General features: G+C 74.7%; 12 protein-coding genes. 5 read left to right on the top strand and 7 right to left on the bottom strand.

The annotated features are described in order from the left end of the window. The first annotated feature begins 27 nt into the window (after window positions 1-27). The 3 genes from AC07DU_RS01775 (at window position 28) to AC07DU_RS01765 (ending at window position 3,726) form a co-directional block, all read left to right on the top strand. Window positions 28-1,281 (top strand): Tm-1-like ATP-binding domain-containing protein, encoded by a 1,254-nt coding sequence (locus tag AC07DU_RS01775; RefSeq protein ID WP_479109059.1) that lies wholly within the window; start codon window positions 28-30, stop codon window positions 1,279-1,281. A gap of 133 nt (window positions 1,282-1,414) precedes the next feature. Continuing rightward, on the top strand, window positions 1,415-3,040 hold the full coding sequence (locus AC07DU_RS01770; protein ID WP_479109057.1) for a serine/threonine-protein kinase: 1,626 nt from the start codon (window positions 1,415-1,417) through the stop codon (window positions 3,038-3,040). Further along, a complete protein-coding gene (locus tag AC07DU_RS01765; RefSeq protein ID WP_479109055.1) occupies window positions 3,037-3,726 on the top strand; it encodes a hypothetical protein in 690 nt (229 codons plus the stop codon). The genes AC07DU_RS01770 and AC07DU_RS01765 overlap by 4 nt, the downstream gene beginning before the upstream one ends. A gap of 27 nt (window positions 3,727-3,753) precedes the next feature. Here the strand turns inward: AC07DU_RS01765 and AC07DU_RS01760 are convergent, their stop codons facing one another. Beyond that, complete coding sequence (locus tag AC07DU_RS01760) at window positions 3,754-5,043, bottom strand: ATP-binding protein (protein ID WP_479109053.1); 1,290 nt, start codon at window positions 5,041-5,043, stop codon at window positions 3,754-3,756. 342 nt (window positions 5,044-5,385) lie between these two features. Between AC07DU_RS01760 and AC07DU_RS01755 the strand changes: the two genes are divergently transcribed. Then, window positions 5,386-6,081, top strand: coding sequence for a trypsin-like serine peptidase (locus AC07DU_RS01755; protein ID WP_479109051.1), 696 nt, complete (start codon window positions 5,386-5,388; stop codon window positions 6,079-6,081). Between the two features lie 32 nt (window positions 6,082-6,113). Here AC07DU_RS01755 and AC07DU_RS01750 read toward each other — a convergent pair whose 3' ends face one another. The 4 genes from AC07DU_RS01750 to AC07DU_RS01735 all read right to left on the bottom strand — a co-directional run bounded on the left by AC07DU_RS01750 (window position 6,114) and on the right by AC07DU_RS01735 (window position 10,128). Next, window positions 6,114-7,304 (bottom strand): acyltransferase family protein, encoded by a 1,191-nt coding sequence (locus tag AC07DU_RS01750; protein ID WP_479109049.1) that lies wholly within the window; start codon window positions 7,302-7,304, stop codon window positions 6,114-6,116. Between the two features lie 44 nt (window positions 7,305-7,348). Beyond that, on the bottom strand, window positions 7,349-7,861 hold the full coding sequence (locus tag AC07DU_RS01745) for an NUDIX hydrolase (protein ID WP_479109047.1): 513 nt from the start codon (window positions 7,859-7,861) through the stop codon (window positions 7,349-7,351). Between the two features lie 37 nt (window positions 7,862-7,898). Next, on the bottom strand, window positions 7,899-9,542 hold the full coding sequence (lnt, locus tag AC07DU_RS01740) for an apolipoprotein N-acyltransferase (protein WP_360899319.1): 1,644 nt from the start codon (window positions 9,540-9,542) through the stop codon (window positions 7,899-7,901). Between the two features lie 70 nt (window positions 9,543-9,612). Next, window positions 9,613-10,128, bottom strand: coding sequence for a hypothetical protein (locus AC07DU_RS01735; protein WP_479109045.1), 516 nt, complete (start codon window positions 10,126-10,128; stop codon window positions 9,613-9,615). 116 nt (window positions 10,129-10,244) lie between these two features. On the opposite strand from AC07DU_RS01735, the gene AC07DU_RS01730 reads away from it, so the two are divergent. Continuing rightward, entirely contained in the window at window positions 10,245-11,213 is a 969-nt protein-coding gene (locus tag AC07DU_RS01730; RefSeq protein ID WP_479109043.1) for an ADP-ribosylglycohydrolase family protein, read from the top strand. Here AC07DU_RS01730 and AC07DU_RS01725 read toward each other — a convergent pair. Together AC07DU_RS01725 and AC07DU_RS01720 are read right to left on the bottom strand one after the other, a co-directional pair. Next, window positions 11,165-12,793 carry an ABC-F family ATP-binding cassette domain-containing protein gene (locus tag AC07DU_RS01725; protein ID WP_479109041.1) on the bottom strand — a complete coding sequence of 543 codons (1,629 nt, stop codon included), beginning with the start codon at window positions 12,791-12,793 and terminating at the stop codon, window positions 11,165-11,167. The genes AC07DU_RS01730 and AC07DU_RS01725 overlap by 49 nt on opposite strands. Before the next feature lie 107 nt (window positions 12,794-12,900). Beyond that, window positions 12,901-13,692, bottom strand: a complete 792-nt coding sequence (locus AC07DU_RS01720; RefSeq protein WP_479034724.1) for a glutamate racemase — start codon at window positions 13,690-13,692, stop codon at window positions 12,901-12,903. Window positions 13,693-14,122 lie beyond the last annotated feature (430 nt).

The following is a 14,122-nucleotide window of genomic DNA, read 5'->3' as shown; positions in this document are numbered from 1 at the left end:
ATCGCCACCCGCGTGGACATTGCACACATGACGAACGTCGTGCTGGTGGGAACCTTGGACACCAAGGGTGTGGAGTACGGCTGGCTGCGCGAGAAACTGCTGCGCGCCGGCGTCGAAGTGGTCCTCGTGGACACAGGAATCATGGGCGAACCCCGGGTGCCCGCCGATGTGCCGCGTGACGCGGTGGCCCGGGCGGCGGGAGCGGAACTGTCACACCTGCGCACGGCCGCCGACCGGGGCGCGGCCGTGACCATGATGGCCCGGGGCGCGGAGGCGACCCTGTTACGCCTGCACGCCGAAGGCAGACTGCACGGCGTGCTGGCAATCGGCGGCAGCGGCGGCACCTCCATCGCCACGCGGGCGATGCGCGCCCTGCCACTGGGCGTGCCGAAGCTGATGGTGTCGTCCATGGCGTCCGGGGACGTCGCCCCGTACGTCGGCTCCTCGGACATCACGATGATGTACAGCGTGGTGGACGTCGCGGGGATCAACAGCGTCTCCGGACCGGTCCTGACCAACGCCGTCGAGGCGATCGCCGGGATGGCCGGGGCCTTCGCCCGCGCCTGCCTCGAACCCCGCCCGCCCCGGCTCGGCGCGGGCGCCCGCCCGCTCGTCGCGGCGAGCATGGCGGGCGTGACCACGGCCGGCGTGGACGCGGCGCGCGAGCGGCTGACGGAACTGGGCTACGAGGTGCTGGTCTTCCACGTCAGCGGAACCGGCGGGCGCACCCTGGAGACCCTGGCCGGTCAGGGGGTCTTCGCGGGCGTTCTCGACCTCACCCTCAGCGAGCTCGCCGACGACCTGTGCGGGGGCATCCTCACGGCCGGGCCCGACCGGCTCAGCGCGGCCGGGAGGGCGGGAATACCTCAGGTGGTCAGCCTGGGGGCGCTGGACATGGTGAAGTTCGGCCCGCTGGAGAGCCTGCCGCAGAGGGTCCGCGACCGGGGTGTCCACGTCCACAACCCCTCCATAACGGTGACCCGTACGACCCCGGCCGAGTGCGCCGAGCTCGGCCGCAGGGTCGCCGCCAAACTGCGCGCGGCGACCGGGCCCACGGCCGTGTGCCTGCCGCTGCGCGGACTGTCCACGCTCGGCGCGCCGGGCGGCCCCTACCACGACCCCGGCGCGGACGGGGCCCTGTTCACGGCGCTGCGCGACGGACTGCGGGGCAGCGCCGCCCGGCTGTACGACTACGAAACGCACATCAACGACCCGGCCTTCGGCCGTGCGGCGGCCGACCGGCTGCACGCGATGATCGGCGCGGTGTCCGCCGCGGCCTGAGCGGGAACCGGCCGTGGCACACATCACGTCCCACGGGACGTCCGGTCCTAGGACTCGGCGACGCCACGGCACGGCTCAGCAGGGCACGGCTCTGCACGGCTCAGCACGACATGCAACAGGCAGGGGCGGGACGATGAGGAACGCGTGGACGGTGCCCGGCTACACGGAGGTCCGGGAACTCGGATCGGGCGGCAGCGGCCGCGTGGTGCTCGCCGTCCACGACGCCACGGGCACGGCGGTCGCGGTGAAGTACCTCGGCGACCGGCTGCGCCAGGACCCCGCGTTCGTCGGCGGGTTCCGGGCCGAGGCCCGCCTCCTGGGCGGGCTGGGGTCCCCGTACGTGGTGCGGCTGTACGAGTACGTGGAGGCGCCGGGCGGCGCGGCCATCGTGATGGAGCTGGTGGACGGCGTCTCCCTGCGCGCGCTGCTGGCGCGCTCGGGGCGGGCCGAGCCGGAGGCCGCGCTGGTCGTGCTGAAGGGCTCCCTGCTCGGACTGGCCGCTGCGCACCGGGCGGGCGTCGTCCACCGGGACTACAAGCCGGAGAACGTACTGGTCGCGGCGGACGGATCCTCCAAGCTGGTGGACTTCGGGATCGCGGCGAACCGCGGCACCACGCCCGGCGTGGCCGGGACCCCCGCCTACATGGCCCCCGAGCAGTGGCGGGGCCGGCCGGCCTCACCCGCGGCGGACGTGTACGCGGCGACCGCGACCTTCTTCGAGTGCCTCACCGGGCGCAAGCCCTACGACGGGGAGAACTTCGCGGAGCTCGCCGTCCAGCACACCGAGGCTCCGGTGCCGGAGACCGAGGCCCCGGAGCCGGTACGGCCGCTGATCCGGCGCGGCCTGGCCAAGGAGCCCGAACAGAGGCCGGAGAACGCCGAGGCGTTCGTGGCGGAGCTGGAGGGCGTGGCCCGGGCCGCGTACGGGCCCCGGTGGGAGGAGCGCGGGCAGCGCAGACTGGCGGCGCTGGCCGCGCTGTTGCCGCTGCTGTTCCCCTCCGCGGGCGCGTCGGCGGCGGGTACCACGGCGCAGGCCACGACCGCGCTGAGCGGCGGTTCGGGCTGGGCTCCGGGCCGCAGCGGCTGGTCCGCGGCGGGGGTGGCGCTGGTCCTCGGGGCGGTGTTGCTGTTCACGACCGACGCGGTCGGTGCGGCCCCGGGCGGGACCTCGGCGTTGAGCGCGTTCGCCACGACGAGCGCGGCGCCGCCCGGATCGGCCTCCCCCGCCCCGGACGGATCCGCGTCCCCCTCACCGTCGCCGAGTGCGAGCCCTTCGGCGTCGGCGAGCCCCTCTCCGTCCACGTGGGCGTCGCCGTCTGCGAGTCCCCCACCGACCCACACGCCCACGGTGACCTGGTCACCCACCCACGCCCCCACGCCCACGCCCACGCACCCGGCCACGCCGAGACCGACGCCCACGGCGCCCGTCACGGTCACGCACGTCGACGTCTCGCTCAGGACCGGTGTCTACCGGGGCGAGGCGACCATCACGCTCGCCACCACGGGCACCGGTCCGGTCACCGTCGTGGTGGAGTGGTTCCTGGGTGGCCGGCAGGGCGCCTACTCCGTTTCCGACGGCACCGATGCGTACGTGGTCCAGTCCGGATCGGGCTCGACGCCCCCGGTGGTCGCCTCCCACACCTTCAGCCGCGACCGCGGCTGCTACGGCGGCGTCCGGGTCACCACCAAGCCCGCCGCCGGGAACACCTCCGCGTCCGCCTCGGAGTACCTGCTGCGCTGTCAGGACGTGCCCCGGTGAACGATCCCCACGCCCCTCAGGGCGACGACTACAGCGCCACCGTTCTCGGCAGTCACTGGTTCTACGGTCCGCCGCCGACTGCGGACGCGGCGCCGTACGCGGCCCCGGAGACCGCGTACGAGGCTGCGTACGAGGCCGCTCCCCCCGAGGCCGCTCCCGAAGTCGCTCCCGAGGTCGTCCCCGACCGGGTCGAGGGGTCCGTGCTCCGGTTCGGGCCCGGGGTCACGGCGGCCATGCCCGCCCCGTTCCCCGTGGTCACGGCCGTCGCCGCGGCGCCCGGCCGGCGCCGGGGGGCCGGCCTGCGCCGCTACGCCCTCGCCGCGGTCGTGCTGCTCGCGGTCCTCGCGTACCTCGGGTGGCAGCGGTTCGGACCCGCCCTCGAGGTCCGGGACGTGGCCGTGACCACCGGTCCCGGAGGCCCGGCCTGCGACGCGGCGGCCGACGTGGTGGCCACCGTACGGACCAACGGGCGCCCGGGGACCCTCACCTACCGCTGGGTCCGCAGCGACGGCACCCGCTCCGAGCCGTTGACCGAGCGGGTGCCGCGCGGGCAGCGCGAGGCCCGGCTGCACCTGCTGTGGACCTTCCAGGGCGTGGGGAGCTACCCGGCGAGGGCCGAGCTCCAGCTGCTGTCGCCCGAACGGCGCACGGCCGCCGTGGAGTTCACCTACCGCTGCCGACCGTGACGGGCCCCGCAGGCCGGGGGACGCGCTTCAGAAGCGGGCGTGGGCCGTGATGTCGGCCTCGAACTCGCCCGTCATCGCCGGGGTCACCGTGGGCCGGCACTGGCGGGCCGCCGCGAGGTAGTCCGCCGTGGTGGCGCCCAGCTGCGCCGCCACCGCGCCCCGCGCACCGACCGCCTCCAGGTCCCGCTCGAAGGAGACCTGCGCCGCGATCCGCGCCGCGTGCTCGATGTCGGCCGGAGTGAACAGCTCGGTCGCCGCCACCAGGGCGCTGACGTCGACGTCCGGGCGCCCCGCCGTGTAGCGGGACCAGATCGCGGCGCGCGCCCCGGGGTCGGGGGTGCCGATCGGGATCAGGTAGTCGAAGCGCCCGGGCCGCAGGAAGGCCGGGTCGAGGGAGCGGATGGAGTTGGTGGCGCACACCAGCAGCCGTTCGTCGCCCTCCCGGAAGCCCGGTATCAGCTTGAGCAGTTCGTTCGTCACCCCGTGGATCCCGCCGGGGTGCGCGGGCTCGCTGCGTACGGGCGCGATCTCCTCGACCTCGTCGATGAAGACGAGGACGCGCTCCAGCTCGGCGATCCTGGCGAAGGCGTCGCGCAGGGCCGCCGCCAGATTGCCCTCGTCGGCGAGACGGGAGGGCAGCAGTTCGACGAAGGGCCAGCCGAGCCGGGAGGCGATGGCGCGGGCGAAGGTGGTCTTGCCGGTGCCGGGCGGGCCGAAGAGGGTGATGGCGCGCGGTGGCCGTACGCCGTGCGAGGCGGCCCGCTCGGGCTCGGCGAGCGGCAGGACCACGCGCCGTTCGATGAGGTCCTTCTCCTTCTCCATGCCGGCGACCTTGGCCCACAGGTCGTTCGGCAGGAAGCGGCCGCCGAGGTCGTCGAGGAGGCCGGCGGCCGGACCGTGCAGCGGCTCGGTCTTCTCGAAGTAGGCGACGGCCGGCTGCCGGGTGTAACCGGCGTTGAGCAGGCCCTCGCCGAGCAGGTCCTCCTCGGGCAGGACGTACGCGATCCGCCCCACCCGGGCGGCGATGAGCCTTCGCTCCAGCTCGACGAGCAGAGCGCTGGCCAGGCCGCGGCCGCGCCACCCGGCGGCGATCGCGATGCGCATGACCCAGGCCCGCTCGCCGGTGACGCAGGCGAGGGCCGCGCCGATCGGGACGCCCTGGTGGACGGCGACCACGCAGGGCTGCCGGTCGGTCAGGGCGCTGATGCACTCGGCGAGCGAGAAGACCGACTCCTGGCCGAGTTCGGCCGTGGTGTCGATCAGGTGGACCACCGCTGCGAGATCGCTCTCGCGGTAGTCGTGGATCAGCCAGTTCACCGGGTACCGCCCCTCGTTCGTGCTCCTGCGGCGAGGCTAGGGCGGCGGGGCCGGGCGATCACGCTCCGTCGTGCACAACAGGCGGTCCGGAAACTCTCCGTGGCGTCCATAGACGGGTGTCGTGGGCCCGAAGGCCGGCCACCCGTACGCCGACCGCCGTCGCGGGGCCTGCACAGCGGCTTCACGGCATTCACAGGATTCACAGGGGATTCATACGGAATCCCGGGCTCCGGACACAGATTCGGCGGGCAGGGTGGGGTGATGATCCACCGCACGCTCCACCGACCGGCCCGGCGCCCCCGTGCGCGGCGGGCGTCACGGATTCTGCTCACGCTGACGGCGATGGCCGCGCTGACCGGCGTGGACCTGCCCGAGGTGGCGGCCGGACCGCCGCTCGGCGTCACCGCGCGGGCGCCGGCCGATGCCACGGCGGACCGGGTGGGCGCGCTCTTCACCGACGGGCTCGACGGCGGGCACTTCTGCACCGCCGCCGTGGTGCACAGCGAGGGCGGCGACGTGATAGCCACCGCCGCGCACTGCCTGGACAGCCCGTACACCACCGTCTTCGCGCCGGGCTACCGGGACGGGCGGGCCCCGTACGGCGTGTGGAGGATCACTGGTGTGCACATCGCCGCGGGCTGGACGGACGGCGGGGACCCGGACGCCGACATCGCGTTCGCGACGGTGGCCCCCGCCGGTGACGGCCGCGGCACGAGCGTCGAGGACCTGGTGGGCGGCTTCCCGGTCGCCGCCGGGCAGCCGGACGACGCCGCGGTGACGGTCATCGGGTACCCGCGGACCGCGCAGGCGCCGTTGCGCTGCGCCAACACCGCGACGCTCTGGTCCGAGACCCAGCGCCGGATCGACTGCCCCGACCTCAGCGGCGGCACCAGTGGCAGCCCCTGGCTGGTGGACGGCGCCCTGACCGGGGTGCTGGGCGGTTACGAGGGCGGCGGGAGCGTGCCGGAGGTCTCGTACAGCGCGGTGCTGGGCGACCAGGCCGTGGAGCTGTACCGGGAGGCCGCCGACGCGGGCTGACGGTCACGGGCCGGGAAGGCGCACGCGGGACGTCAGCGGCGGGCCGGGACCCGTTCCGCGGCGGACGCGGACGGCTGGGCGGGAAGCAGGCCGAGCGAGGGCCGGCGCGGGCTCTGCGCGCGGACGTCCTCCACGCCGCGCCGCAGGCCCGCGCGCAGTGCCCGGCCCAGCGGGCGTTCGACGAACCGGTGGATGATCCAGGCGAGCGTCACCATGGCGCCGGTCACACCGATGACCAGGGGCACGGGCGCCACCCGGGCGCGGAAGTGATGGATGACCGTCAGCCCGGCCATCATGTGGATCAGGTAGAGCGGGTAGGTGACCGCTCCGACGTGCGGGAGCCATCTCCACCGGACGCCGTCGAGGGCGCCGAGCGCTATGGCCGCCATGAGCAGGAAGCCGAGCGCGATGATCACGTGGGCGGGCCAGGCGGGCGTCTGCCCGGCCGCACCGCGGCCCAGGCTGGCGATCATGCGTGCGTGCACGTGGTGCTGCGCGAGGAGGAACTGGGTGCCGGCCACGCCCCACAGGACGGCGTTCGGCCGGAAACGGCGCATCAGGTAGAACGCGATCCCGGCGATGAAGTACGGGGAGGAGGACGGGACCGCGAAGAAGGACAGCACACCGTTGTCCACGCCGGGGGCCACGACGCCGGCGAGGGTCCAGAGCCCGCAGAAGAGGACGCAGTTGCGGTAGGTCACGCCGCGCATGACGACGACCGCGAACAGGACGTAGAACTTGAGCTCGACGAAGAGGGTCCAGTACGTGTCGTCCATGTGGGGCACCCCGATGCCGCCCTGGAGCATGGACAGGTTCACCACGACGTCGCTCAGCGACGTGACCCGCCGCACCTCCGGCCAGGCGAACAGCACGAGGGAGGTGAAGGCCACGCCCGCCCAGTAGGCGGGGAAGAGCCGCGAGAGCCGGGACACCGCGAAATCGCCCACGGTGCGGCCCCAGGCGCTCATGCAGATGACGAAGCCGCTGACCAGGAAGAAGATCTCGACGCCGAGCCAGCCGTAGACGGCGAACCGGTGGGCGTTCGGGAAGAGCGCCTCGGGCGGTTCGCCCCAGGCGCTCGCGAGGACCACGTAGTGGTAGAAGAGCACGGCCAGTGCGGCGAGGACGCGCACGCCGTCGAGGACCGCCAGGCGCGCTCCGGGTGCTCCGGCCGGCGTACGGCCGCCCGGCTGCGAGGCCCCGGCCGAACTGCGCGCGCCCATCACTCGACCGTCCCTTCGAAAGAACGGCTGTCCGAATACAGCCGTCAGATCTGCGGAACTGTAGCGCGCTGCCGGTCGGTGATCTCGGCGGGGACTTCGAACCAGGTGGGCTCGTCCGTAAGGGCCCGGTGGATCCGGTCCAGGGCGAAGGACTCCAGCGGAGGCAGCGCGTCCAGCTCGAACCAGGCGACCTCCAGGGACTCGTGGTCGTTGGCCCGGGCCTCACCACCGGTCGCGCGGCAGCGGAAGGTGATGTCCTGGAACTGGCAGACGTCCCCGTTGGGATAGGTGATCGGTTCCAGCATCTGGACGAGGACCACCCGCTCCGGGACGCAGTGCACCGCCGTCTCCTCGTACACCTCGCGCACGGCGGTCGCGGCGGGCTGCTCCCCCGGTTCCGCGATGCCGCCCACCACGGACCACTGCCCGGTGTCCGAACGCCGGCCGAGCAGGACCCGGCCCCGGTCGTCGAAGACGATCGCCGTGACCCCCGGCAGCAGGAGCAGCCGGTGGCCGGCGGTGGCACGGATCTCGCGGATGAAATGGGGAGTGGTCATCCCCCGACCCTACGAGGCCGGGGCGCCGGCCCCCGCCTCAGGCCGCCCGGCGGGTGCGGATCCGGCGGGTCAGGACCCAGCCGAGGCCGCCCGCGGCGAGGGCGAGCAGCGCGTACTCCGGCAGCGGTCCGACCACGGTGGCGGGGGTGCGGCTGGAACGCAGCGGGATCTCGGCGACCAGCGCGTCCGCGGTGAACATCTTGGTCTGCGCGGTGATCCTGCCGTCGGGGCGGATCACCGCGCTGACGCCGCTGGTGACGGGGACGAGGACGGTCCGGCTGTGCTCGACGGCGCGGACGCGGTCCATGGCGAGCTGCTGGTAGGTCATCTGGGTCCGCCCGAAGGTGGCGTTGTTGCTGGGTACGGCGATCACCTGGGCGCCGTCCCGAACGGTGGAGCGGACGGCGTCGTCGAAGGCCGCCTCGAAGCAGGTGACCATGCCGATGCCACTGCCGGCCATGTCGAAGACGCCGGGCTCCTTGCCGGGCCCGAAGTCGCGGCGTACCCGGTCGACGTCGGAACTGAAGAGCCGGACGAAGGAGCGCATCGGGATGCGCTCGCCGAAGGGCTGGATCTTGCGCTTGTCGTAGGTCTCGGTCGGGCCCGCGACCGGGTCCCAGAGGATCATCGTGTTGCGCAGCGGACCGGTCTCCGGGGACACCACGGCGCCGATCGCGACGGGCACCCCGATGGCCTTGACTGCGCGGTCGATGGCCTCGTAGGCGTCGGGCTGGGCGTACGGGTCGAGGTCGGAGGAGTTCTCCGGCCAGACGACGAAGTCGGGCTTCGGGGCCCGGCCCGCCCGGACGTCCTCGGCGAGCTGGACGGTCCGGTCGACGTGGTTGTCCAGGACCTGGCGGCGCTGGGCGTTGAAGTCGAGGCCGAGGCGGGGCACGTTGCCCTGGATGACGGCGGCGACGACGGTGCCGTCCTCGGCCGCGTCGGAGACCAGCGGGCGGGCGGCGAGGCCGGCGCCGATCGGCGCGGCGATGGTGAGCGCGGCCAGCGCGGCGGCGGTGCGGCCGGGGTGGCTGCGGGCGATGCGCACGGCTTCGTAGAGGCCGAATCCGCAGAGCGCCACGCCGAAGGAGAGCAGCGGGGTGCCGCCGAGGGCGGCGAGAGGGGTGAAGACACCGTCGGCCTGTCCGAAGGCGAGCTTGCCCCACGGGAATCCGCCGAAGGGGGCCCGGGCGCGCAGGCCCTCGCCCGCGACCCACACGGCGGCGGCGAACAGCGGCCAGGCCGGGAGTCGGCTGACGAGGGCGATCCCCAGGCCGCTCAGGCCGATGAGCAGAGCTTCGAGCGCGGCCAGCGCCAGCCAGGGCACCGGACCGACCTCCTCACCGGTCCAGACGAGCAGCGGCAGGAGGTAGCCGAGCCCGGCGAGGAACCCGATGCCGAGACCGGCCCGGGCCCGGCGGCCGTACAGGCAGCCGGCGAGCAGCGCGAGGGCGAAGGGGGCCAGCCACCACAGGGGCCGGGGCGGGAAGCTGAGGTAGAGCAGCACGCCGCCGAGGGCGGCGAGCGGTGCGCGCCCCAGCCAGAATCCCTTCCGCGTCCCCCACCAGGGGACGGCGGCACCTTCGGTCCCGGGGGCGGCCTCGGCGCGCTGGACGGGCTCGGCGGCCTCGACGGGCTCCAGGGGCTCGTTCCCGGCCGCGCGGGTGACACTGCTGCTCATCTGGCGGAGTGTACGTCCCCTCGGACAAAGCGCTGGTAAGCACGGGCGGGGAGGGGACCTGCGGCTCGCCCTAGCGGGCGAGGGCTCGCAGGTGGGTGCGGATGACCCGGACGGCGTTCTCGGCGTCGTCGACGGTGACCGTGAACAGCTTCCCGTCACCGAGCTTCAGTTCCACGCCCTCGCCGCGCCGGACGATCACTGCGGTGCCCTTCTCGGGGCGCCACCGGTAGCCCCAGCCGCCCCACTGCTGCGGGGTGATGCGCGGGACGAACTGGGCGGAGGACACCTCGGCGAGCCGGATCTTGCGCCGGGGCAGCCCGATGTGGCCGCAGCGCACTTCCAGGGCCTCGGAGTCGACGGTGACGGCGACGTGCACGAACGCGAGCGTGCCGTAGAGGATGAGCAGCCCGGCGGCGAGGCAGCCGGTGACGGCCATCAGGAGGGGGACGAAGCCGGAGGTCCAGGCGTTGTCGACGGCGAGCTCGATGCCGAGCGCCATACAGGCCGCACCGGCCGCTGCGAGCAGCCACTGCGCACGATTGGAGGCCCGGCCCGTCCAGAGCGGACCCGGTGGGTGACCCGTCATGTGTAGCAGCGTACTCACGTTCCCCCCGCCCGCCACGTCCCCCGCCCACTCGCTTCAGCGCGCCAACCCTCCGGGAGCAGCCCGGGGGGCCGCAGTCGGCCCCTTAGGCTGACGGCGTGCATCCGACCCCCGGCGACACCGTGACCACCCGCCTCGACCGGACCGTGGGGGCCGTAGTGGGTTCGGCGGTGGGCGACGCGCTCGGAGCGCCCTACGAGTTCGGCCCGCCCGGGCAGCTGACCGCCCGCGGCCAGGAGATGTGCGGGGGCGGCGGCTGGGATCCGGGGGAGGCGACCGACGATACGCAGATGGCCGTCCTGGTCGGTGAGTCCCTGCTGGAGCGGGGCGGGCTCGACCTCCCGGACGTCTTCGCCCGGTTCCAGCGATGGGCGGCCGGTGACCCCAAGGACATCGGCCTCCAGACCGAGGACGTACTGACGAGCGGCGAGCCGTGGGACCGCGCCGCCGCCCGGCACTTCCGGATCAACGCGCGGGCCGCGGGCAACGGATCCCTGATGCGGGCGGCGACCTCGGCGGTGTACTTCGCCGCCGCCGGGCAGGCGGGGACCATGGACGCCGCCCGGCGGATCGCGGCGCTGACCCATGGCGACCGGGCCGCGTGGGAGGGGACGGCGGTCCTCCACGAGCTGGTGCGCGCCGCCCTGTGCGGAGCCGATCCGCTGGCCGCCCTCCCCTCGGCCCTCGCCGCCGTGCACCCCGACCACCGCGAGCGGTACGGCCGCGTGCTCGCCCCCGGCTGGCACCCCGGCCTGGCCACCGAATTCAACGGGGCCGTCTGGCCCTGCCTCGGCTCCGCGGTGTGGGCGCTGCGGACGACCACCGGGTTCGCGGACGCGGTACGGGCCGCCGTGGACCTGGGCGGGGACACGGACACGGTGGCCGCGGTGACGGGGACCTTGGCGGGGGCCCGGTACGGCCGACGGGCGGTGCCCGAGCGGTGGACGGCCGTGCTCCATGTGCCGCTGCCGGGGTTCGGCGACCGGGTCCTGGACGCGGCGGACCTGCGGGGGCTGGCTCAGCGGCTCGCCGGGCGCTCCCCGGCGGCGGGCGACGGGTGCGGCTGAAGCTCCAGGCGGCGGCCGGGGAAGGCCGCACGCAGCCGCCGGTCGTGCGTGACCAGGACCAGCGTGCCGGCGAAGTGGGCCAGGGCCGCCTCCAGTTCCTCCACGACCGCGGGGGCCAGGTGGTTCGTCGGCTCGTCCAGCAGCAGCAGGTCGAGCGGCCGCGCCACCAGCCGGGCCAGTTCCAGCTTGCGGCGCTGCCCGGCTGAGAGCGCGCGTACCGGACGGGTGAGGTCGTGCGGGGTGAGCAGTCCGTGGGCGGCGACCTGCTCCGCGTACTCCTGGCCGAACACCTCCACCGTGGAACGCAGTTCGCGCCCCCACGGATCGTCCTGCCGGAGCAGCCCCACCCACGGGGGTGTGCGTACGAGGCCTCGCGCGGGCTCCAGTTCACCGGCGAGCAGGTGCAACAGGGTGGACTTACCCGCCCCGTTGGGCCCGGTCACCAGGAGCCGTTCCCCCGGTTCGAGGGTCAGCGAGAGCGGTTCGAGCCGTCCCGGCACGGCCGCACCCGCCAGCTCCACCACCCCGGCGGAGCCCGTGGTGAACCGGCCGGTGAAGCGGAGCGGCTGCGGAGGCGGCGCGACCGGGTTCTCGGTCAGCCGGTGCAGCCGTTCGCGGGCGGCGCGGATGCGACTCGCGGCGCCGTGGGTCCGCGACCGGGCCCGGAAGGCCCCGGCGCCGCTGAAACCGCGGGGAAGCTTGCGCGGGATCGCGGCGATCCGCCCGACGTGGGTGTCGGCGAGCTCCTCGGCCCTGCGCACCTCTTCGCGCCACCCCTCGTACTCCCGCTGCCGGCGGGCCCGATCGGCGGCCCGGGCCGTCAGGAACCCGGCGTAACCGTTTCCGTAGCGGCGTACCGTGCGGCGGTCCTGGTCCACTTCCAGGACGGCGGTCGTGACGCGGTCGAGGAAGAGCCGGTCGTGGGTGACGGCGACGACGGTCCCGCGGTGGCCGCGCAGGCGCTGCTCCAGCCACGCGACCGCCTCGTCGTCGAGGTCGTTGGTCGGTTCGTCGAGCAGCAGGAGTTCCGGCTCGGCGGCGAGCGCGGCGGCGAGCGCGAGCCGGGAGCGCTGGCCGCCGGACAGGGTGGCGAGCCGGCGATCGGGGTCGAGCGGGGTGCGTTCGCCGAGGTGGCGCAGGGTCGTCGCGACGCGCCGTTCGGCATCGCGGCCGCCGCGCGCCTCGTGGACGGCGAGCAGTTCCGCGTACGCGCTGAGCTCCTCGGGACCGGCCCGGTGCAGGAGGGATTCGGCGGCGCGGATCCTGCGCTCCAGGGCGCGCAGGTCGGCGAGCGCGAGGTCGACGGCGTCGCCGACGCGGGCGGTCGGCGGGAGGTCGAGGGTCTGCGCGAGGTGCCCGACACCGCCGGGTGCGGTGACGGCGACCTCCCCGTGGTCGGGCTTCTCCCGTCCGGCCAGGAGCCGGAGCAGTGTGGACTTGCCGGAGCCGTTGTCACCGACGACGCCGACCCGCTCGCCGGGCCGGACCGTGCAGCTGACGCGGTGCAGGACGACGTGGGCGCCGTAGCTCTTGCCGACCTCGGACAGGACGATCTGGGTGGAGGCGAGTGAAGCACGCAAGAGCGATCCCCTTCGACGAGACAAGAAGACGATACGCACCGTCTCGCCACGAGCATAAAGAACAACCCCCGACTCTCGCAAGACGTTTCGTCTCGCGAGAGCGGGGGCTATCCGACCGGCGCGCCGTGTCCCGCGAGGAGCCGGCCTTCGGCGTACCCCAGCGCGGCGGCGGGAAGTGTGCCCTCGCGCCCGCTGCGCAGGACCGTGAGGGCGCCCGTGGAGGGCAGAGCGGGCTCGGGCCGGGCACCGAGGCGGCGCAGGGCCTGCACGGCGACGGCCTCGGCGGAGCCGTGGAAGACGAACGCGCCTCCCCGGGTCCGTACGGCGAGGGCCGCCCGGATCGCAGTCTCGACCAGCTCGTAGTGGGTGCAGCCGAGCACCACGTCGGTGACGTCGGCCGGAGTCAGCGCCGCGGCCGCGGCGACGGCGGCCGTCACCGCGGCGTCGTCGGCGGCCTCCACGGCGTCGGCGAGTCCCGGGCACGGCACCTCGGTGACCCGGGCCCCGGCGGCGAAGTCGCGGATCAGCCCGCGCTGGTAGGGGCTGCCGGTGGTGGCCGGCGTGGCCCAGATCGCCACGCGGCCGCCGGCCGCCGCGGCGGGCTTGATCGCCGGCACGGTCCCGATGACCGGGACACCGGGCTCCAGTTCCGCCCGCATCGTGGCCAGGGCGTGCACGGAAGCGGTGTTGCAGGCCACGATCAGCGCGTCCGGGCGGTGCCCGGCGGCGGCCCGGGCGACGGCGAGCGCCCGCTCGGTGAGATCGGCCGGTGTCCGCGGCCCCCAGGGCATCCCGTCAGGGTCGGAGGACAGGATCAGGTCCGCGTCCGGCCGCAGCCGCCGCACCGCCGCGGCCGCCGCGAGGAGGCCGATTCCGGAGTCCATGAGCGCGATCTTCACCCAGCCACCTTAATCGACCCCACTCCGCCCCGGGCCCCCGCCTCGCACCAGGGCGGTGACCCGGGAACCCCACGCGGCCCCACCCCGCCTCCCCACGCGGCCGCACGCGGCCGCACGGCGGAGCCTATGCGGGCTCCCAGCCCCGCCTCCCCCCCACGGCCGCGGGCCGAAAACCCTGCGGGAACTCCCCACCCCACACCGGCCCACACCGGCCGCGGGCCGGGGATCCAGCGGGGCTCCCCGCAGGCGCCCCCACGGGGGCTCCCAACCCCCGCCTCACACCAGGCCGCAGGCCGGGAACCACCCTGCCGAGGCCCGGAGGCACCTCCCCCCAGAGCCATGGGCCGGGATCCTGCGGGGCCCCGGAAGCACCTCCCACCAGGGCCGCAGGCCGGGGACTCCGCCAAGCTCCCCGAAGGCACCTCGAACC

The sequence above is a fragment of the Streptomyces sp. NPDC045695 genome (assembly GCF_056432025.1).
The sequence above is the reverse complement of the archived record's forward strand: the minus strand, read 5'-3'. Positions and strand labels throughout refer to the sequence as shown.